Annotated in this window: 21 protein-coding genes and 1 other annotated feature; of the genes, 16 read left to right on the forward strand and 5 right to left on the reverse strand. The window is 28.5% G+C overall.

What is annotated here, in order from left to right:
• Nucleotides 1-19 precede the first annotated feature (19 nt).
• Nucleotides 20-766 (reverse strand): 23S rRNA pseudouridine(2604) synthase RluF, encoded by a 747-nt coding sequence (gene rluF, locus EJL03_RS13865; protein ID WP_125154571.1) that lies wholly within the window; start codon nucleotides 764-766, stop codon nucleotides 20-22.
• Between the two features lie 210 nt (nucleotides 767-976).
• On the opposite strand from rluF, the gene EJL03_RS13870 reads away from it, so the two are divergent.
• Nucleotides 977-2476 (forward strand): N-acetylglucosaminidase, encoded by a 1500-nt coding sequence (locus EJL03_RS13870; protein WP_125154572.1) that lies wholly within the window; start codon nucleotides 977-979, stop codon nucleotides 2474-2476.
• 39 nt (nucleotides 2477-2515) lie between these two features.
• Here EJL03_RS13870 and EJL03_RS13875 read toward each other — a convergent pair whose 3' ends face one another.
• Entirely contained in the window at nucleotides 2516-2758 is a 243-nt protein-coding gene (locus EJL03_RS13875; protein ID WP_125154573.1) for a metal-binding protein, read from the reverse strand.
• Nucleotides 2759-2895: 137 nt separating this feature from the next.
• Between EJL03_RS13875 and EJL03_RS13880 the strand changes: the two genes are divergently transcribed.
• Together EJL03_RS13880 and EJL03_RS13885 are read left to right on the forward strand one after the other, a co-directional pair.
• Complete coding sequence (locus EJL03_RS13880) at nucleotides 2896-3471, forward strand: nucleoside recognition domain-containing protein (RefSeq protein WP_125154574.1); 576 nt, start codon at nucleotides 2896-2898, stop codon at nucleotides 3469-3471.
• Nucleotides 3472-3482: 11 nt separating this feature from the next.
• Nucleotides 3483-4001: a spore maturation protein gene (locus EJL03_RS13885; RefSeq protein WP_125154575.1), complete on the forward strand. Its 519-nt coding sequence runs from the start codon at nucleotides 3483-3485 to the stop codon at nucleotides 3999-4001.
• A gap of 49 nt (nucleotides 4002-4050) precedes the next feature.
• Here the strand turns inward: EJL03_RS13885 and EJL03_RS13890 are convergent, their stop codons facing one another.
• Complete coding sequence (locus tag EJL03_RS13890; protein ID WP_125154576.1) at nucleotides 4051-5412, reverse strand: MATE family efflux transporter; 1362 nt, start codon at nucleotides 5410-5412, stop codon at nucleotides 4051-4053.
• A gap of 117 nt (nucleotides 5413-5529) precedes the next feature.
• Between EJL03_RS13890 and EJL03_RS13895 the strand changes: the two genes are divergently transcribed.
• The 12 genes from EJL03_RS13895 (at nucleotide 5530) to EJL03_RS13950 (ending at nucleotide 17355) form a co-directional block, all read left to right on the forward strand.
• Complete coding sequence (locus EJL03_RS13895; RefSeq protein WP_125154577.1) at nucleotides 5530-6090, forward strand: uracil-DNA glycosylase; 561 nt, start codon at nucleotides 5530-5532, stop codon at nucleotides 6088-6090.
• A 93-nt stretch (nucleotides 6091-6183) separates the two neighbouring features.
• Nucleotides 6184-6421 (forward strand) — a binding site (T-box leader).
• 66 nt (nucleotides 6422-6487) lie between these two features.
• Nucleotides 6488-8428 carry a methionine--tRNA ligase gene (gene metG / locus EJL03_RS13900; protein ID WP_125154578.1) on the forward strand — a complete coding sequence of 647 codons (1941 nt, stop codon included), beginning with the start codon at nucleotides 6488-6490 and terminating at the stop codon, nucleotides 8426-8428.
• A 178-nt stretch (nucleotides 8429-8606) separates the two neighbouring features.
• Nucleotides 8607-9374, forward strand: coding sequence for a TatD family hydrolase (locus EJL03_RS13905; protein ID WP_125154579.1), 768 nt, complete (start codon nucleotides 8607-8609; stop codon nucleotides 9372-9374).
• Between the two features lie 307 nt (nucleotides 9375-9681).
• Nucleotides 9682-10722 (forward strand): 3D domain-containing protein, encoded by a 1041-nt coding sequence (locus EJL03_RS13910; protein ID WP_125154580.1) that lies wholly within the window; start codon nucleotides 9682-9684, stop codon nucleotides 10720-10722.
• A gap of 82 nt (nucleotides 10723-10804) precedes the next feature.
• On the forward strand, nucleotides 10805-11362 hold the full coding sequence (rnmV, locus tag EJL03_RS13915) for a ribonuclease M5 (RefSeq protein ID WP_164509106.1): 558 nt from the start codon (nucleotides 10805-10807) through the stop codon (nucleotides 11360-11362).
• Complete coding sequence (rsmA, locus tag EJL03_RS13920; RefSeq protein WP_125154581.1) at nucleotides 11349-12185, forward strand: 16S rRNA (adenine(1518)-N(6)/adenine(1519)-N(6))-dimethyltransferase RsmA; 837 nt, start codon at nucleotides 11349-11351, stop codon at nucleotides 12183-12185. Before rnmV ends, rsmA begins: the two co-directional genes overlap by 14 nt.
• A 107-nt stretch (nucleotides 12186-12292) precedes the next feature.
• Nucleotides 12293-13525, forward strand: a complete 1233-nt coding sequence (locus EJL03_RS13925; RefSeq protein WP_125154582.1) for a DUF7922 domain-containing protein — start codon at nucleotides 12293-12295, stop codon at nucleotides 13523-13525.
• A gap of 99 nt (nucleotides 13526-13624) precedes the next feature.
• Nucleotides 13625-14221, forward strand: coding sequence for a hypothetical protein (locus EJL03_RS13930; protein ID WP_206427376.1), 597 nt, complete (start codon nucleotides 13625-13627; stop codon nucleotides 14219-14221).
• A gap of 88 nt (nucleotides 14222-14309) precedes the next feature.
• Nucleotides 14310-15071 carry a prolipoprotein diacylglyceryl transferase gene (locus EJL03_RS13935; protein ID WP_125154583.1) on the forward strand — a complete coding sequence of 254 codons (762 nt, stop codon included), beginning with the start codon at nucleotides 14310-14312 and terminating at the stop codon, nucleotides 15069-15071.
• A 27-nt stretch (nucleotides 15072-15098) separates the two neighbouring features.
• Nucleotides 15099-15944: a YhfM domain-containing protein gene (locus EJL03_RS13940; RefSeq protein ID WP_125154625.1), complete on the forward strand. Its 846-nt coding sequence runs from the start codon at nucleotides 15099-15101 to the stop codon at nucleotides 15942-15944.
• A 214-nt stretch (nucleotides 15945-16158) separates the two neighbouring features.
• On the forward strand, nucleotides 16159-17004 hold the full coding sequence (locus EJL03_RS13945; RefSeq protein ID WP_125154584.1) for an Mrp/NBP35 family ATP-binding protein: 846 nt from the start codon (nucleotides 16159-16161) through the stop codon (nucleotides 17002-17004).
• 159 nt (nucleotides 17005-17163) lie between these two features.
• Nucleotides 17164-17355 carry a ferredoxin gene (locus EJL03_RS13950; protein ID WP_125154585.1) on the forward strand — a complete coding sequence of 64 codons (192 nt, stop codon included), beginning with the start codon at nucleotides 17164-17166 and terminating at the stop codon, nucleotides 17353-17355.
• Between the two features lie 28 nt (nucleotides 17356-17383).
• Here EJL03_RS13950 and EJL03_RS13955 read toward each other — a convergent pair whose 3' ends face one another.
• Nucleotides 17384-17569 (reverse strand): hypothetical protein, encoded by a 186-nt coding sequence (locus tag EJL03_RS13955; RefSeq protein WP_125154586.1) that lies wholly within the window; start codon nucleotides 17567-17569, stop codon nucleotides 17384-17386.
• A 148-nt stretch (nucleotides 17570-17717) separates the two neighbouring features.
• Here EJL03_RS13955 and EJL03_RS13960 point away from each other — a divergent pair, with 148 nt between their 5' ends.
• On the forward strand, nucleotides 17718-18806 hold the full coding sequence (locus tag EJL03_RS13960; RefSeq protein ID WP_125154587.1) for a sensor domain-containing diguanylate cyclase: 1089 nt from the start codon (nucleotides 17718-17720) through the stop codon (nucleotides 18804-18806).
• A gap of 21 nt (nucleotides 18807-18827) precedes the next feature.
• On the opposite strand, the gene EJL03_RS13965 is transcribed toward EJL03_RS13960, so the two are convergent.
• On the reverse strand, nucleotides 18828-19820 hold the full coding sequence (locus EJL03_RS13965; protein WP_125154588.1) for a DUF3048 domain-containing protein: 993 nt from the start codon (nucleotides 19818-19820) through the stop codon (nucleotides 18828-18830).
• Between the last annotated feature and the right edge of the window lie 90 nt (nucleotides 19821-19910).

The following is a 19910-nucleotide window of genomic DNA, read 5'->3' on the forward strand; positions in this document are numbered from 1 at the left end:
AAGCAGGCATTTGCCTGCTTTATTTTGAAGCATCCTCTGTTTTTACTGAGTCTTTTACTAAATTATTTATTATATGCAATTCTTTGCAAGTTAGATATCTCCATCTCCCTGTAGGCAGATTAGACAAAGTCACGTTCATTATTCTAACCCTTTTTAATTTTAATACTGTGTAACCCAATGTTTCACACATTCTTCTTATTTGTCTATTTAAACCTTGAGTTAAAATTATCCTAAATACATAGGTGGATTCTTTATAAACTTTACATGGGTTTGTTATAGTATCTAATATTCTTACTCCTGATGACATTGAATCTAAAAAAAATCTATTTATGGGTTTATTTACAGTAACTATATATTCCTTTTCATGGTTATTTCCAGCCCTTAAAATTTTATTTACGATATCTCCGTCATTAGTTAAAAAAATAAGCCCCTCTGAGTCTTTATCTAGCCTACCTATAGGAAATATTCTTTGGGTATGGTTAATAAAATCCACTATATTTCCGGGAATCTTTTTTTCTGTAGTACAAGTTATGCCAACGGGTTTATTTAAGGCTAAATATATTGACCTTGGTTTTAATCCTATAGATTTATCATCAAGTTTTACATTATCGTTTGGTGTAACTTTAGAACCCATTTCTGCTATTTTACCATTTATAGTTACCCTTCCTTGTGATATTAATTTATCTGCTTCTCGTCTAGAGCAAATTCCTTTTTCACTTATAAATTTATTGATTCTTATTTCAGTTAATGATAAGTCTTTTTTCATAAATATCAAATACCTTCCTTTAACTACAATCTTTATGACTTTATACATCTAAGCCATTATTCTTAACAGATAATATTATATCATTACCAATTTATTTTGTTCAGGTATATATTTAAAGGTATTTTAGTTTTAATTGTCTATTTTTATAGTAAAATTGTAAAATATTCTATATAATGATTATTATAGAATAACTAGATAGGGGGTATAAAATTGAAAGAATGGTTTAGTAAGATAATTACATTTATATTATGTTCATTAGTTTTATTTGGGACAAGCAGTGCTTATGCAGCAGAGGAAACTTTTAAAAAATTTCAACCGAAGACTAACATATCTCAGGATAAGGAATGGTCTATTAAATTTAATTTAAGTTTAGATAAAAATACAGTGAATAATAATAATATAACTGTTACAGAGGAAAACGGAAATGTAATAAATTGTTACATAAGATTAGGAGAAGATACTAAAACTATAAAGGTTACTCCTAAGGTTGAGGGATATTTACCTAGTAAAAATTATTATCTTAATATAAGTAATAGAGTAAAATCTTTAGGAGGTAAAAATTTAGGACAATCTGTGAAAATGATGTTTACCGTAACTAATAAATATTCTGATTCATCTAATTATGAGGATGTACCTAAAATTACTCAAATGAAAATGGAGAAAGAACCTATTTGTACAAATGAGTATCAGACATTTTATTTGACCTCAAATAATCCAAAGGTAAAATATAGAATATATATTAGTAAATACTTATATGGTGGAGATAAATTTTCTGCATATGAGGAGATAACAAGTGGATATACTTATGCTGAAAATGGGAGAATAACCACTAAAAAGTATTTTGATGCTGGTACAAAAGGAGAAAAATATAAAGTATTAGTATATGTAAAAAGAGCAGGAGTATTTGGAAGTAGAAAAGATGAAAATACAGATTATGATAATTATTATATAGATTATTTTAGATGTATAGCTAGTAGTAATAATAGCGGAATTAAAAATACTAACTATGATTATACTTTAAAAGATACAATTACAAAACAAAATAGTCCATCTGTATCTGTAACAGACGAGGGACCTACTTCTTGGGTTGGTGCAAGTGGTAATCAAATAAAATATTACTTAAATCCAAGTAATTTCCTTGACGATAGCGCTAAATATATGTTTTTAAAACTAAATTATGTAGATGATAGTATTACTGTAGATGATTTAAATAATATTTTAAAAGGTAAGGGTATATTAGAAAACAAAGGGAAAGCATTTTTGCAAGGAGCTAAAGAAAATAATATAAATCCAGTATATTTAGTATCACATGCGTTACATGAGACTGGAAACGGGAAATCTAAGTTGGCAAATGGTATAGAGGTAAATGGAGCCGAAGGGAAAAAAATTGCGTACAATATGTATGGTATTCAGGCATTTGATTCTAATGCGGAAAAGTTTGGATCAGAATACGCATATAGTCAAAAGTGGTTTACTCCTGAAGCTGCTATTATAGGTGGGTCAAAATGGATAGCGAATAGATATGTAAATAACCCAAGCTGTAAAAGAGATACTTTGTATAAAATGAGATGGAATCCTTATACGCCAGGTTCGAATCAATATGCCACAGACATAGGATGGGCGTATAAACAAGTAAATAATATTAAAGCATTATTAGATAAATGTAAAAAACCTACACTAATTTTTGAGGTACCAATATATATAAAATGATAAAATAAAAGCATATAGAAGTTACTATATGCTTTTATTTTAGTTCAAATTTTTTTTGAACTTTTTATTATTTTTTTCATCAATAAAAGGAGCGTAGAACTCAAATGCTTTTTCATGTCCACAATGGGAGCAAATACAACTGCACACATCAAATGGCATATCATTTATTAAATTTACCTGTAAGTTTTCTGCTAGATAATTACCTCCACACATTTCACAAGGAGTATTTGTTATTATATTATATTCACTTTCTATATATTTCATTATGTCTTTGACAGTCATATAGATCCTCCAGTCCTTAATTTATAAGAATACAATATACATGGTAGCACTATTAAAAATTAATTGCAATACAGTGATAAATATGGACATATACATTAATATAGGCAGCAAATAATTTAGGGAGGGTATAGAAAGTAATGATAAATTACATATGGTTTATTATTTTAGTATCCGGGATACTGGTTGGTATTATTACAGGTAGAGGTGAAATTATATCTAAGGTAATAATTTCTTCGGCTAATTCTACTGTAGATTTAACAATTAAATTACTAGGAGTAATGAGTTTGTGGTGTGGTATTATGAAGGTTGCTGAAAAAAGCGGATTAACGGATAAAATAGCGAAATTATTAGAGCCTATTTTAAAATTTATATTTAAAGATGCGGGAAAGGATGAAGAAGCTTTAGGAACCATGGTTATGAATATAACAGCAAACATGATGGGATTATCAAATGCAGCAACACCATTTGGTATAAAGGCCATGGAGAATTTGCAAAGATTAAATAAAGAAAAGGATACCGCTAGTAATGATATGGCGCTATTCTTAGTTATAAATGCTGCATGTATTCAATTTGTACCAACAACTGTGATTTCCATAAGAGCAGCTGCAGGTTCCTCAAACCCAGGTGAGATAATAGTTACTGCTATTATAAGCACGGCAATAGCGGCTATAGTTGGAATTATTTGCTGTAAAGTATTACAAAATTATTTTTAAAGGAGGATAAAATGGATTTTACCAATATAATAATACCAATAATAATAATGTTTACTATTGTATATGGAATGATTAATAAAGTTAAGGTGTATGAATGTTTTATAGAAGGAGCTAAAGAAGGGGTAAGTATTTGCTTTAAAATATTTCCGTGTTTGCTAGCGATGATACTTGCAGTGTCTATTCTTAGGGAATCAAAAATTTTAGATTATTTAATAGGTTTTATAAATCCGGTAGTTAAGTATATAGGATTACCTGGGGAGGTTGTCCCTCTAGTTTTAGTAAAACCGCTATCTGGAAGTGGAGCTCTTGGTGTATTTACAGATATAATAAATCAATATGGTGCAGATAGCTATATTGGAAGAGTTGCTTCAACTATAATGGGATCTACGGAAACAATATTTTATACACTTACAGTTTATTTTGGATCAGTTGGTATAAAAAAGATTCGTCATACTTTATGGGCAGCTATATTGGCAGATCTAACAGCTATTATAATGGCTGTTATAGTAGTAAACTTTATATTATATTAATAATAAATATAAAAGCTGTTAATGTATTAACAGCTTTTATAAGTTCAATTTAATTTTTTAAATTTAATTGTATAGAAAGTTTTTTAAACTTCTTTTTAAATACAATAAACATAGTTATTCCTTCAAACATCCATTGAATTGCTGTAATCCACCATATATAAGTTACAGAGGATTTTAATATATATATAAAATAAATCATAAGAGGGAACCTAATAAGCCAACTTGATATAAAAGATATTATAAATGGAGTTTTTGTGTCACCAATACCTTTTAAAGAGCCGCCTAATATCATGGATATTCCCATAACTGGTTGTTCTATGGCTGCAATCATAAGACATGTAGAACCTAAAGATATTACTTGGAGTTCATTTTTAGTTATAAATAATGATATTAAAATCTTAGGGAATAATAGGAACATAATAGAGCAAAGAGACATTAAAAATGTTCCTATAATTGTACAAGTATAGGCGTATTCTTTTGCACCATTAATATCTTTTTCTCCTATTTTATGGCCAACTAAAGTGGTGGCTGCTACTGCAAAGCCCCAACCAGGCATGAAGGATATGGATTCAATTGTTGTGGTTATTTGGTTTGCAGCAAAAGCTATTTGTCCTAAATACATTATAAAAATAGTTCCTAATAATCTTATTAAATCAAAGGCACCTTGTTGCAGTGAAGATGGTACTGAAAGTTTTATAATTTCCTTAAATCTAGTGCGATTTAAGTTTAATAGATATTTTATATTAGGTTTTATTTTTGAATATTTTATTGTATATATGAGTATGAATAAAAACCCGCTTATATGTGCAGATGCTGTTGCTATAGCGGCACCTCTTATTCCTAGTTCAGGTAAACCAAATTTCCCAAATATTAACGTCCAATCTAAAAATATATTAATTATATTTACAATAGCGGAGGCAATTAAAGGGGTTTTAGTATCCTTTGAGCCTCTAAGTATAGAATTTAAAACATTCATTATCATATTGAAAAAAAGACCCAAGGAAGTTATTCGCATATATATAATCCCTTGAATTAATACATTATCTCTTGCTCCTGCGTAGTATAAAATTTTTGGTGAAAATATAAAAGCTACTAATGATATTATTAAGGCTAAAGTTATACCCAATAATACTCCAATAGAAGCGTATTCCTTTGCAGAGTCTTCATCATTTCCCCCAAGTTTTCTAGAAACTAAAGAAACGGTACCAACAGATATACCAACAGATATAAATACATTTACGAATGTATACATTATTTCAGAACTTAATCCTACAGTGCTTACTGCAGTCTGTCCCCCATATTTGCCTACCATCATAGTATCAAATACCCATACCATCATATATAAAATCATCTCACCTACAGCTGGTAGAGCTAATGAGAGAACATTTTTTATAACACTTTTGTTAGGCATATACCCCCCACCTTTCCTAATGGTTTTATATATACTTTCGTTGGGAAAAGTATAAAAAATAGAGTAAAATAAAAATATCAATACTATAATACACTATTTTAGTTTGGGGTGACAATAATGTTTAAGTGGAAAGAGCTTTATATGGAATGTCTAAGTTGCACTAAATGCAATTTAAGTAAAGGTAGGACCCATATGGTATTTGGGGAAGGGGCGTTAAAGGCAAAAATTATGTTTATAGGGGAAGCACCTGGTGCAGATGAGGATAGGATTGGAAGGCCTTTTGTGGGAAGAGCAGGTAAGTTGCTAACAAAAGGACTTACGGCATTAGATTTACAAAGGGAGAGAGATTATTATATATGTAATGTATGTAAATGTAGACCTAAAAATAATAGAACTCCTTATGAGGATGAGATGATGACTTGTATTCCTTATTTAAGAAATCAAGTAGCTTTAATAAAGCCTAAAATCATAGTATGTTTAGGTGCCACTTCCATGAAATGTATACTAGGTAAGGAGTGGAGGATAACCAGGGATAGAGGGAAGTGGGTGGAAAGAAAGGGGTGTTATATAACAGCGACTTTTCATCCAGCGGCACTTTTTAGGGATGAGAGCAAAAAAATCTTATTTTGGAAAGATTTAAAAAGTATAAAGACTATGTTTGAAAAATTAAAGTTGTAGTTTTAAAAAAATTTGAATATTTAAAAGACGATAAGGGAATGTTACAAAGATAAAGTAGTTGACATATAAAAAATAATATATTATCATTATGCTTGAAATGCAATGATAGGAAGAGTAGTGAATGTAGTTACTATAAAGAGAGCCGGGATAGGTGAAAGCCGGTAGTAGTGAGGTTTATGAAAATGGCCCTTGAGCATATTATTTGAAATTATAGTAGGATAATACGGTAGCAACCGTTATATTGCAAGGTGATTATTAGTCACTTACGGAGGTTTTATTTGTAAAAATGAAGCAAATTAGAGTGGTAACACGTTGAATTTACGTCTCTATACAACTAAGTTGTATAGAGACTTTTTATATTATTAAAATTCCAAGTAAAATAAAGGGAGGGATTTTCATGGAAAAGAAAACTTATTATATTACTACACCTATTTATTATCCATCAGCTAAATTGCATATAGGAAATACATATACTACAATAGCGGCTGATGCATTAGCTAGATTTAAAAGACTTACGGGATATGATGTAATGTTTTTAACAGGAACAGACGAGCATGGTCAAAAAATTCAAAGATTGGCAGAAGCTAAGGGAATTACCCCAAAAGCATATGTAGATGAAATAGTAGCAGGTATTAAAGATTTATGGAAACTTATGAACGTAAGTTATGATAAGTTTATAAGAACTACAGATGATTATCATGTGGATTCAGTGCAAAAAATATTTAAACAGTTGTATGATCAAGGTGATATTTATAAAAGTGAATATGAGGGTAAATATTGTACTCCATGTGAATCATTTTGGACAGATACACAGCTTATAGGTGGGAAATGCCCAGATTGTGGGAGAGAAGTAGAAAAAGCTAAAGAAGAGGCATACTTTTTTAAAATGTCAAAATATGCAGATAAACTTATACAGCATATAGAAGAACATCCCAACTTTATACAGCCAGAATCAAGAAAAAATGAAATGATAAATAATTTTTTAAAACCAGGTCTCCAAGATCTTTGCATATCCAGAACATCGTTTAATTGGGGAATTCCTGTAACATTTGACGAAAATCATGTTATATACGTATGGATTGACGCTTTAGCAAATTATATAACTGCTTTAGGTTATAATAGTGACAATGATGATTTGTTAAAGAGATATTGGCCAGCAGATGTACATTTAGTGGGAAAAGACATTTTAAGATTCCATACTATATATTGGCCTATTATGTTAATGGCACTAGGAATACCACTTCCTAAACAAGTGTTTGGTCATGGATGGTTACTAGTTGACGGAGGTAAAATGTCAAAATCAAAGGGCAATGTTGTAGACCCTGTTGTTCTTGTGAACCATTTTGGAACAGATGCTGTAAGATATTATTTATTAAGAGAAATACCTTTTGGTGCAGATGGAATCTTTAATAATGAAATATTTATTAAGAAGATTAATTCAGATTTAGCAAATGACTTAGGTAATCTTTTATCAAGAACAACTGCAATGATTGAAAAATATTTTGATAAAACAATGCCGTCTCCAGTGGAAAAGGAAGAGATAGATAATGATTTAATTAATATGGCTATAAATTCACATAAAAGAGTAGAATCACATATTAATAATTTAAAAATTCCAGAGGCCTTGGACGAGATTTGGACTCTAATAGGAAGAGCTAATAAATATATAGATGAGACAACACCTTGGATTTTAGCAAAAGATGAAAGTAAGAAGCATAGGTTAGGAACAGTACTTTATAATCTAGCAGAAACGTTGAGAATAGTTTCAGTTCTTATATCCTCATTTTTACCGGAAACTAGTAAAAAAATAAATATTCAAATAAATGCAGATATTACTACTTGGGATAGCATTGCATCTTTTGATGGAACTAAAGCAGGAACTAAAATATCAAAAGGAGAGGCTATATTTCCAAGGATAGATATAGATAAAAAAATACAAGAATTAAATGAGTTAAGGGAACAACAAATGAAAGCTAATAGAAAAGAGCAGGAGATGGAGCCTTTAAAGGAAGAAATAACTATCGATGAATTTGAGAAGTTAGATTTAAGGGTGGCAAAGGTTTTAGAGTGTGAAGCAGTAAAGGGTGCTAAAAAGTTATTAAAATTAAAAGTAAATTTAGGTGGAGAAATAAGGCAGGTGGTATCTGGAATTTCTAAATTTTATAAACCTGAAGAATTAATCGGAAAAAATATAATACTTGTGGCTAATTTAAAACCTGTAAAATTAAGAGGAGAAGTTTCACAAGGAATGATTTTAGCTGGGGCCACAAATGATGATAGCAAACTATTTGTTATTGATGTTCCAGAGGAGCTTCCAACAGGAAGTATAGTAAGATAAATATTTATACAAAAGACTGAAATTGTATTAATAAAAGAGATTGTAATTTATAAATACAATCTCTTTTTAATTAAAATTATATTTTATAGATTTTATTTATGTTTTTATTTTGTATAAAAGTTATTTAAGTATGGTATAATTTATAAAATATATAAAGTAAAGGGGTATAAAGACTAAAATGAAAATATTCGATTCACATGCACACTATGATGACTCATCTTTTGATGAGGATAGAAATAAGGTTATAAAAGAATTAAAACATAATGATATATTAGGAGTATTAAATTGTGGTGCATCTTTACAGGGAGCTATAGAATCAGTTAAACTTGCTGAAAAAAATGATTTTTTCTATGCTGCAGTGGGAATTCACCCTGAATATGCATATACAGTTAATAATGAAAATATATTAAAAATAAGACAACTAGCTAAAAGTGAAAAAGTTAGAGCTATTGGTGAAATAGGGTTAGATTACTACTATGAGGAAAATCCTCCTAAAGAGGTACAAAGGAGTGCATTTATAAATCAAATGGAATTAGCTAGGGATTTAAATCTACCAGTAATAATACATGATAGAGATGCTCATAAAGATACATTAGACATACTAAAGATGTTTCCACAAGTTATAGGGGTTGTGCATTGTTTTTCTGGCAGTATAGAATTTGCTAGGCAATGTCTTAATCTAGGATATTACATAGGGTTTACTGGTGTTGTAACTTTTAAAAATGCAAAAAAAATAGTTGATGTAGCCAAAGAAGTACCATTAGATAGAATGCTTGTTGAAACGGATTGTCCTTACATGGCGCCTGTACCTTATAGAGGAAAGAGAAATAGGTCAGAGTATATAGAATATATTATAGAAAAGATAGCAGAAATAAAGGAAATAAATCCAGAAGAGGTTAGTTATCAAACTATTTCAAATATAAAGAAGTTGATAAATATAAAATAATAGTGTAAAATAAGTGTATATATTTTTTAAACAATGTATGAACTGTTTAATATCATGGAATAAAATTCAATTTTTTCCATGTAAAGTATAAGTTTTTTAAAATTATTTTTAAAATTTATTTACTAAAGATATAAATAATCCACCGGAATTGTACTGTCATTAATTAGTATTAATATAGCACTCATAATTTATTATAAATATATGCACATAGCTGCATTAGACAGTAAGAATTTAAGGGAAATTTGACAAAACGTGTAGAACTAATTATAATGGTGAACTGTCATGCGTTTTGCCAAAGGAGGTTTTTGTGGTGGAAAAATTTAAAACATTTATTAAAAACTATTTTTCCAATGGTCCTAAGGCAGTGTTTATTGCGTTGCTTATTTTGATGAGTACCACAATAATTTTATGTAGTGGGAAAAAGACTTTATATATTTATATTGACGGTAAAGAAAATGAAATAACTACATTTAGATCAAATCTAAAAAGCGCTTTAGCTGCTAATAATATAGCAGTAGGACCAAAGGACAAGACAACACCTGGTCTTGACAGTAAAGTTAATAATAAAGACAAGATATACATTAAAAAGGCTGTAAATGTGGAAATTAAAATTGATGGAAAGAAACTTACAATACAATCAGCAGAAGACAATATAGAGGATATGATTAATGCTGAAGGCTTAAAATTAGGCGAATTTGATAAAGTTTCACCATCAAGAGAACAGTTATTGAAAAATGGTTTAAAGGTAGCAGTTACTAGAGTAGACACAAAAGAAATTAAAGAAGTTAAAGCTATAGATTATGCAACTGTTACAAAGCCTGATAATGAGGTTGAAGAAGGTAATAGGAAGACGTTGCAAGAAGGTAAACCTGGCGAAAAGATTATAACTACAAGAGTAGTTTATGAAAATGGTAAAGAAGTATCTAAAAAAGTTGTAAGCGAGGTTGTTACTAAAAAACCAGTTGAAAAAATTATTGCAATGGGAACAGTAGGGGTATATACTCCTTCACGTGGTGGAAGCTTACGATATTCAAAAGCTATGAAGATGAGAGCTACTGCGTATACTGCAGATTATGCATCTACAGGAAAGAGTCCTGGAGATTATGGCTTTGGAATAACGGCCACGGGTACTACTGCTAGAAGGGCCCAAGGAGGCTATAGTTCTGTAGCAGTAGATCCTAGAGTAATTCCTTTAGGAACTAAACTTTATATTGAGGGGTATGGATATGCTATTGCAGAAGATACCGGTGGAGCTATAAAGGGGAATAGGATAGACTTATTCTTTGACTCCAATAATGAAGTTGATAATTGGGGATTACGCTGGGTAAATGTTTATATATTAAGATAGTAGAGAGGAGCCATTGGCTCCTATTTTTTTCTATAAAAAAATATATTATTATATATAGTAAATATAAATTTTGGAGGATATTATGATAAAAGAAGTTATTGTAGTTGAAGGAAGAGATGATATTACTGCTGTGAAAAGGGCTGTAGATGCTGAAATCATAGCTGTTGGGGGATTTGGTATAAATGCAAAGGTCATAGAAAGGATAAAGGAGGCTCAAAAAAGACAAGGAGTTATAGTGTTAACGGATCCGGATTTTGCTGGGGAAAAGATAAGAAAGATTATATCTAAAAGAATACCGGGAATAAAACATGCTTATATATCTAAAAGTGAAGGGTTAAAGGATGGAGATATAGGTGTTGAGAATGCTTCATCAGAATCTATAAAAAATGCTCTAAATGCAGCTAAGTGTGAAGTTAAGGAAAAAAGAGAAGAGTTTAGTACAAAAGATATGATATTTTTTGGACTGTCAGGGGATTGTAAAGCAAAATATAAAAGAGACAAATTGGGAAAACTATTGAGAATAGGATATTGTAATAGTAGACAATTTGTAACCAGATTAAACAATTATGGAATAAAAAAGGAAGAGTTTATTAAGGCATTGCAATGCATAGATAAGGAGAATGAGTATGGAAAAGAATAATACTAAAGATATTGTTAATAAATATGGATTTAAGTTTAGTAAAAGTTTAGGTCAAAATTTTTTAGTTGATGATCAAGTTTTACAAGATATAATAATTGGTGCAGAAGTTAATGAGGAGGATTTTGTTATAGAAGTAGGTCCAGGTGTGGGAACCTTAACTAAGGAAATTTTAAAGGTAGCTAAAAAGGTATATTCTATTGAGTTAGATTCAGAGCTTATTCCTATATTAGAAAAAGAATTAGGTAGTAATGAAAAATTTTTATTAATGAATAAAGATGCTTTAAAAATGGATTTTAATGAATTAATAGGGGATGAAAAGTCTGTAAAGTTAGTGGCCAATCTTCCCTATTACGTAACTACGCCTATAATAGTAAAATTATTAACAGAAGGATATAAATTTAAATCTCTTACAATAATGATACAAAAGGAGGTAGCGGAAAGAATAGATGCTAAACCTGGCACAAAAGAATATAGTGCATTGTCTTTATTAGTACAGTATCATTGTTCAACAAAAATAATAAGGAAGGTTTCACCTAATTCTTTTATTCCTAGACCTAAAGTTGAATCTATAGTTATAAGATTAGACAAGTTGGAAAAACCTAAAGTAATAGTAGAGGATGAAAAACTATTTTTTAAAATTATAAGGGCATCTTTTAATATGAGAAGAAAAACATTATGGAATGGATTAAAAAGTTTAGGATTAGATAAAGAAATATTAGAAAGAGGCTTTCAAACAGCAGGTATAGACCCAAAAAGAAGGGGAGAAACTCTATCTATTGAGGAGTTTGGAAAGTTAAGTGACAGCATACATAGTTTGTTGTAGATATATAGTTTTATATAATTTAAATTAAAAACTTTTCACCTTCTTGTTCACTTTTCCGAAAGTACTTCATATATTATAATGAATAAAATATATGGAGGTACAATAATTTGGCACAAAAAAAGAGTTATAGTAGATACTTCATCATATTGCAAGAAGATGAAAAGGGATATGCTTTAGCCTCGGATAAATTGCCTACAGGTTATGTGAAGTTGGAGCTGAAAAATGAAAAATGCAAAGTTTCTTATTATGTACAAAATTTAAAGAAACAGGCAACTCCCTATCACATGATATTAATATTAGGGAAAAAAGATACAAACAAAATTGTAAGAATAGGGGAATTGAACATAGATAATTACGGGAGGGCGGATGTATCCTATGAATATTCTCCAAGTAATTTAGCAGATACAGGAATGAACATGGAAAATATTTCAGGAGCTGCTATAGTTAAATTTGTAGATAAGGATTTTACATCTGTACTAAGTGGATTTTTAACTACTGACATTCCAAAATGGAGAGATTATGAGATAATAGAATCTAAAACTAGAAAAGAAGAGATTAAGGCTAAAAAACAGAGTGCCGAGGTAGTTAAAAAGGAAAAACATACTATTAAAAATGAGCAAAAAGAAAAAAATGTATTTGATAAGTATGAAGATAGTATAGAAGAAGTTAAGGAGAGTATAGTTAAGAATGAAAGAGAAAATAGCACTTTAGAAGAGGATAAAAACAGAATTTATATAGAGGATAAAGAAGAAACTATAAATCATGATCAGATGGAATATAATGATGTATCAGAATCTATAGATAAAGATAATTTAACTGAAGATGATGTGGAAATAAATGTACAAGATGATATAGAGTTTAATTTAGATAATGACTATAGAAAAAGTAATAAATGCAGTAAATGTAATAAATATCCGAAGGGTTCTGTTGGAGAATTTTTCAAGAACATATCTGATGGTTTCGAAGAATTAGATGGTGATATAACAGAAATTAAAAGATGTAGATGGTATAAAGTAAATGTAAGTGACATAAGGGATATGTATTGTATAAATAATTATAATAAATATACAGTAGTATATTATCCTATGATAAATTACTATCCATATATAAAATCGTATGGACATTATTTAATAGGATTTAAATGTGATAAGAAAGGGAATATGAAATATTTAGTATATGCTATTCCAGGAAGTAAGTGTAAGAGTCATCAACCTTTTGGAGGTAAGTCCGGATTTGTAACATGGGTATCAAATGAAAAGTGTGACAAAAATAAAAATGATGGATATTGGTTAATGTTTTATGATTTTAGAACATCTACAATTGTAATTCCAGTTAAATAGGTATGCCTTAGGCATACCTATTTAATTTATTTGTAAAGTATTAAGCATATATATTTTTAATAAATCATATATTTATTATTATAGATTGGGGGTGGAGTTATGAAAATAGTAGTATTTAAATTAAATAAAAAAAGGATAGGAGTAACAATTATAATAATTGCCCTTATGCTTATAATGTTTGGAATGCAATCAAAGTTTAGTGAAAAGATTAAACTAACCTCTTTGGTACAAAGTAATATAAAATCTTTAAAAGAATATAAAGCATTAAATTCGTATTTGACATATAAGCTTCCAGAAGATTGGACTGCAAATGAAGAAAAATTTAGTGGAGAGGAAATACTATATCATAATAACTTTCAATCAAAGGATTTAAAAGTACATGGATTTATTGAAGTTTGGAATTTAAGAGAGGATTTAGAAAAATTTTTAAAGAGAAGTAAAGAAGTATCAAGTAAACAAAATATAATAAAAGATTACAATTTAGTTACAACTAGATTAGTTGGAAAGACAGCATATATTATAGATTACACTATAGTTAATTCTAATAATAAAGCTTTTAAAAGCTATGAATATTTTATAAAGGATGATGATAAATTCACAAGATTTTCATTTTTCGTTCAGGATAATAATTTTAAGGAAAATATGCCAACTATTTTTAAAAGTATAGTTCAAACTCTCTCCTATAATAATAAATAAATTGAATTATTATTATAATCTTTTATATGTTATAATGTTCTTAAAGATTTTTTGCTTATAATACAAGATAGCAGGAGGACATTATAATATGAAGCCAATTTTATTTGAGATATTTGGCATAAAAATTTATGGATATGGAGCAATGATAGCTTTAGGAATACTCTCAGCATTACTTTTATTAAAACATAGAATAAAAAATGAAAATTATGATGAAGACAGTGTTTTTAATATGTCAGTAATAGCTATAATTTCAGGAGTTTTGGGTGGAAAAATTTTATATATAATTACGGAACTTAAAAATATATCTGAAAATCCTAACATTTTAAGAAACATACAAGCTGGTTTTGTAATATACGGGGCAATTATTGGAGGAGCTTTATCAGTTTATTTTTATTGTAAGAAAAAATCGTGGAATTTTTTAAGAATGTTTGATATAGTTATTCCATCTATATCTTTGGCCCAAGGATTTGGAAGAATAGGATGTTTCCTTGCGGGTTGTTGCTATGGTAAACCAACCCAGCTTTCCATAGGTGTAGAGTTTATAAAATCACCATTTGCACCTAATGGTGTATTAATACATCCTACCCAAATTTATTCTGCTATTTTTGATTTCGTATTAACTATAATTTTGTTATGGTATGATAAAAAGGAAAGAAAAGATGGAAGGATATTTGCTTTATACACTATAATATATGGAGTAGGAAGAATAATAGTAGAGTATTTTAGGGATGATCCTAGAGGAAATGTGGGAATTTTTTCAACTTCACAGTTTATAAGTTTATTTATTATAATTATTGGAGTTATAGTTTTTAATTTAGATAAGCTTAAAACACTAATGAATAAAAATTAATTTTAACCTGGAGGTTAATTAAAATTGTTGAAACTAACGAAAAACTTAAATAAATATAAACTTAGTTTGTTAATTATTTTAATAATAATTTCAGCTTTTTTTAGTGGATGTAGTAAAATGGATTCAATAAAAGTAAAATTAGGTTTGAAAAATACAGATTTTGAGTACATAAAGCAAAGTAAAATAGAAAAAATAGTTATACAAAATACTAGAGACCAGGGATATAGATTTGTGGTTAAAGATCAAAAGGCTATACAAGAATTATATGATATATTATCCTCAGCTAAAGAGGTTAATGAAAAATCCACATTGAAACCTGATTACATATTTGAAATGCATGAAGCTCATGATAAAATTCATAAATTTAGTTACATAGCAGGACTGGACAAAAAAAATAGTGGTAATTTATATAGTGAGGATAAGATATACATAGTATCAAAAAGAATAGATAATGACATAATACAAAATTTTTGGAATATAAGGATTCCTAAGAATTTTACCGATATATATTATGGGTCTATTTTAAACACATTAATTGAATATGAAAAGAATAACAACTCCAAGGGTACTATAGGAATAAATCTTGATGAAGATATTGAAATGTGTAAATTTATTTTATCTGCAGATTTAGAGGAGTTTAAAAATCAGATAAAAAGTAAAACTAAAAACTCATTTTTAATTGAAAAGGATAATTCTAAAGCTGATACTATCGTGTCTGTAAAAACTCAAGGATATAAAAGGTTATTATATAAATCTGTTATAACTTTTTATAATAGGAAAGAAAAAAGTGAAGTTAAATATTATGTAAATGCAGAGTATAAAAATAGAGGGTGGGACATACAAATAACAGATAAAAAACCAAAGGATTTTTAAAAAGATATAGGTTAAACTATGGATAAATACATATTTTTATCCGTAGTTTTTTTATTGAAATTTTTACGTATATTTGGAATACTAATGGTAGATTATTTCGTTATAAAAAATAACATGCGATAGACTATAGTGGTGGAATGTTTAATATTAGCATGATTAGTGTTATAATATTTTTTAGTAATTTATTAAGACGAATAATTAAGGAGGAAAATACATGAGTAATTGTGATAGTTGTCCAAGTAAAGGTAACTGTAGTAGTGAAGGATCATCAACTTGTTCTAAATTAGTTACTAAGTATGGTAAAGTAAAACATATTATTGGAGTAATAAGTGGTAAAGGTGGAGTTGGAAAATCTACAGTAACTGGAATACTTGCTGTACAACTTAAAAATGCTGGATATAAAGTTGGGGTATTAGATGGAGATATTACCGGACCATCAATGCCAAGATTTTTTGGAATAAATAATGAAAGAGCAGAAATACTGCAAATGGGGGATACTGAGGAAGTGAAATTTAATCCAGTAGAAACATCACTGGGAATAAAGGTTATATCTCTGAATTTATTAACAGAACAAGAAGAGCAACCAGTTATATGGAGAGGTCCTGTGATTACGGGAGTATTAACTCAAATGTATACAGATACCGATTGGGGGGATTTAGATTATTTACTTATTGATATGCCACCCGGAACTGGGGATGTTGCACTTACAATAATGCAAAGTATACCAGTTGAAAGCATGGTAGTAGTATCAACTCCACAAGATATGGTTTCTATGATAGTAAAAAAAGTTGTGATAATGGCAGAAAAGTTAAATGTAAAAATTTTAGGTGTAGTGGAAAACATGGCATACATAAAATGCAATAAGTGTGGAGATAGAATAAGGGTGTTTAGTAAAAAGTCAGCGGAAGAACAGGCTAAATATTTGAACTTACCTTTATTATCAGAAATGCCTATTAATTTAGATCTAGTGGAAAATATGGAAAAAGGTAAAGCGGAAGAATATGTTAAAAGCAATGGAGAATATAATGAACTAATAGAAAATTTTAAAAAATTATCTTAGTTATATACTATAAGGCTATTTTGATATTATTTTTATTTAATATTAAAATAGCCTTTATTAAACATTAAAATTCCAACAAACTACTATCATAAAAAAATTAAATTTGGAAAAAATAATTGATATAAAAGTAATGCTTATATATATAAGGAGGCTATTGCAATGAAAGCATATGTAGATAAGGATACTTGTATAGGCTGTGGGCTATGCCCGGGAATTGCTCCAGAGGTATTTGAGATGGATGATGATGGAAAAGCCAAAACTATAGTGGATCAGGTACCAGAAAAATCACAGGATTCGTCAAAAGAGGCTGAGGAAAGTTGCCCTGTAAATGCTATAGAGGTTTCTGAATAATTTATTTAAAATAAGGAGTTATAACTCCTTATTTTAAATTGGTGAAACTATTCATACTATGATTACATAAACAAGTTAAATTAGGATTTACATTTATAGTATCTCCTATCTTTGTATTTTTTGGTAAAGAAAATTTACTTATGCCTACAGTAGTACCATTGTCCAGATTTAAAAAAGCTTCGCTATTATCCATGTCAATAATTCTTCCTATCATTTTTTATATCCTCCAATATATATAATATTTGCAAATTAGAAAAAATTATTACTGATAAATTTTATAAAATCCTCACGGAATAATATAGTTGTAAAATAAAATTTTACCATCTATAATTAAAATCAAAGTATATTTTTGAGGAGAAATTATGGATGGTAATTTGAATTTATATATATTTTTTTTATTAGTATTAATAATAGTATTTGAATATATAAAGTTGAAAAGAACAAAAAAGTATATATTAACTATTGAGAAAATAAGAGAAAATTTATATGATGTAGCTTATACTATAACTAATAATAATAGTGAAGATGAGATATACTCTATTTTGCTTAACGTATGTATAAAATTGATACCTTCTGCTAACAAAGGAAGTATATTAATTTTAGAGGAAGATGATAAGTTTTATTTTAAAACTTTAGTGGGGTATTCTCAAGAGTTAAAGATGCTAAATTTTAGTAAAGATGAATTATTTATATCAAACATAAAAACTAAAGCAAGTGTCATAATAAAGGATCCTTGTAAATTTGACAAAGCTAATTTAGATTTATATAAGAACAGTGTTTTAGATAAACATGGTGCTTTACAAATTAGCTGTACAATAAGTTCACCTCTATATATAGATAATAACCTCATAGGTTTATTAAATATAGATAGTATATATGAAGATAAAGTCTTTACACAGGAAGATAAAATATTTATGAATTACATAAAGAATGAATTAGAATTAATGTTAAAAAATCTATTAATTCAAAGAAAACTTAGATACATGGCAAACTATGATGAACTAACAGGTCTTATAAATAGAAGATACTTTAGAGATATATTTAATAATGAAATTGAAAGAGTATTAAGTAATAGAGAAAAATTTGTTATAGTTGCAATAGATATTGATGATTTTAAAAACATTAATGATACTTATGGGCATAATATAGGAGATAAGGTACTTGAAAAGTTTGGTAATATTTTAAAGGAAAATATATCTGATTACCATATTTGTGCCCGAATGTCTGGAGATGAATTTATAATAATTTTCAGGGGCTACAACGAGAAGAAAGCTCAAAATGAGATAAATAATATAAAAGAAAAAATAAAGCATATAGGAATAGATAATATAAATTTTAATTTTAGCTATGGAATGTATGCTGTAAGTAAAGAAAATGTAACTACATATGACGACATATTAATTAAGGCAGATAGAAAAATGTATAAAAATAAAAAAATAAGTCACTGTTAAAATAACAGTGACTTATTATAATTATTCTATAAAAAGGGATGTATTTTTGTCAAGTATATGCCACCATGTATTGCCTAAATTTAATGGGATTTCCTTATTATCTTTATCATATACAAGAGTTGGGGAGGAAGAGTTTTTTCTTATCCATTTCCCTTTAATAAATTTACCATTGCTTAATATATAACAATCCCCCTCTCCAGTTAGTTGTATATCTATATGAACTTTATCCTTTTGTAATTTAATATTTGTTAATTGGATTACTATATTATGTGTTGTGATTTTTTTCTGTGTATCTAAGTCTTTGCATTCTACTGAATCCATAGATTTATAGTATATGTTATCTTTGAAAGTATAACTTGTGTTATAATATTTATTTACTTTTATATGCACTTTTTTAGCAGTGTTTAAAGTTGAACTTGTCCAGTAATTTTTATCAAATTTTAAAGAACTTTGAACCGGTGATATTAATTTTTTTTCTTCAATAAGTTTTGATAGATTTTCTGAGGATGTGTAAAGACTATGCTCATTTTTTCTACTCTTATCCCTCCAATAATAGGAACCATATAAAAACTCATTAAGAGTTGGTAAAGAGTTTTTCTCTATTAGATTTTTAGCTTCTTCGCTATATCCACAATGAGCAAAGGGTAATTTAAATTGTGAAGCTATATCTAAAAAGTAAGGTCTAGCACTTCTAACGGGACCTATTTGTTTACTTAAATTTTTATGATATAGAGCCATAAATCTAGGTATTCCACCTTCTGCCATAGTTTCAAAAACTATATCTGCATCTATAAGTCCAGATTGAGGTCTAGATGCTTTAGAGTTTTCCACTATTACGAAAAAAGGATAATTACAATAGGATTTTTTACTTACATTTTCTCCGGTATAGGGTGAGAGAAACTCTACAGCGTTAGGAGACTTTACATCACTTTTAGTTGTATTGTTTGAACTTTTATTACAACTGCACGTTAATGTAAAACATATAAGGATACATAACATAAATTTCCTTTTCATATTTTTTACCTCACATTAATTTAATATTATAAAATAATTTTTACATAAAAAGTAAAATAAATCAAATATGATAAAACACCATTAGAAGTG

Origin of the sequence: Clostridium rectalis (assembly GCF_900626095.1) — a bacterium.
Classification (GTDB): domain Bacteria; phylum Bacillota; class Clostridia; order Clostridiales; family Clostridiaceae; genus Clostridium_AS; species Clostridium_AS rectalis.

Bases quoted from the DNA above. Each gene is read 5' to 3' on its own strand.
- rluF (WP_125154571.1), bottom strand. From the start codon at position 766: ATGAAAAAAGACTTATCATTAACTGAAATAAGAATCAATAAATTTATA.
- EJL03_RS13875 (WP_125154573.1), bottom strand. From the start codon at position 2,758: ATGACTGTCAAAGACATAATGAAATATATAGAAAGTGAATATAATATA.
- EJL03_RS13880 (WP_125154574.1), top strand. From the start codon at position 2,896: ATGATAAATTACATATGGTTTATTATTTTAGTATCCGGGATACTGGTT.
- EJL03_RS13885 (WP_125154575.1), top strand. From the start codon at position 3,483: ATGGATTTTACCAATATAATAATACCAATAATAATAATGTTTACTATT.
- EJL03_RS13890 (WP_125154576.1), bottom strand. From the start codon at position 5,412: ATGCCTAACAAAAGTGTTATAAAAAATGTTCTCTCATTAGCTCTACCA.
- EJL03_RS13895 (WP_125154577.1), top strand. From the start codon at position 5,530: ATGTTTAAGTGGAAAGAGCTTTATATGGAATGTCTAAGTTGCACTAAA.
- metG (WP_125154578.1), top strand. From the start codon at position 6,488: ATGGAAAAGAAAACTTATTATATTACTACACCTATTTATTATCCATCA.
- EJL03_RS13905 (WP_125154579.1), top strand. From the start codon at position 8,607: ATGAAAATATTCGATTCACATGCACACTATGATGACTCATCTTTTGAT.
- rnmV (WP_164509106.1), top strand. From the start codon at position 10,805: ATGATAAAAGAAGTTATTGTAGTTGAAGGAAGAGATGATATTACTGCT.
- rsmA (WP_125154581.1), top strand. From the start codon at position 11,349: ATGGAAAAGAATAATACTAAAGATATTGTTAATAAATATGGATTTAAG.
- EJL03_RS13930 (WP_206427376.1), top strand. From the start codon at position 13,625: ATGAAAATAGTAGTATTTAAATTAAATAAAAAAAGGATAGGAGTAACA.
- EJL03_RS13935 (WP_125154583.1), top strand. From the start codon at position 14,310: ATGAAGCCAATTTTATTTGAGATATTTGGCATAAAAATTTATGGATAT.
- EJL03_RS13945 (WP_125154584.1), top strand. From the start codon at position 16,159: ATGAGTAATTGTGATAGTTGTCCAAGTAAAGGTAACTGTAGTAGTGAA.
- EJL03_RS13950 (WP_125154585.1), top strand. From the start codon at position 17,164: ATGAAAGCATATGTAGATAAGGATACTTGTATAGGCTGTGGGCTATGC.
- EJL03_RS13955 (WP_125154586.1), bottom strand. From the start codon at position 17,569: ATGATAGGAAGAATTATTGACATGGATAATAGCGAAGCTTTTTTAAAT.
- EJL03_RS13960 (WP_125154587.1), top strand. From the start codon at position 17,718: ATGGATGGTAATTTGAATTTATATATATTTTTTTTATTAGTATTAATA.
- EJL03_RS13965 (WP_125154588.1), bottom strand. From the start codon at position 19,820: ATGAAAAGGAAATTTATGTTATGTATCCTTATATGTTTTACATTAACG.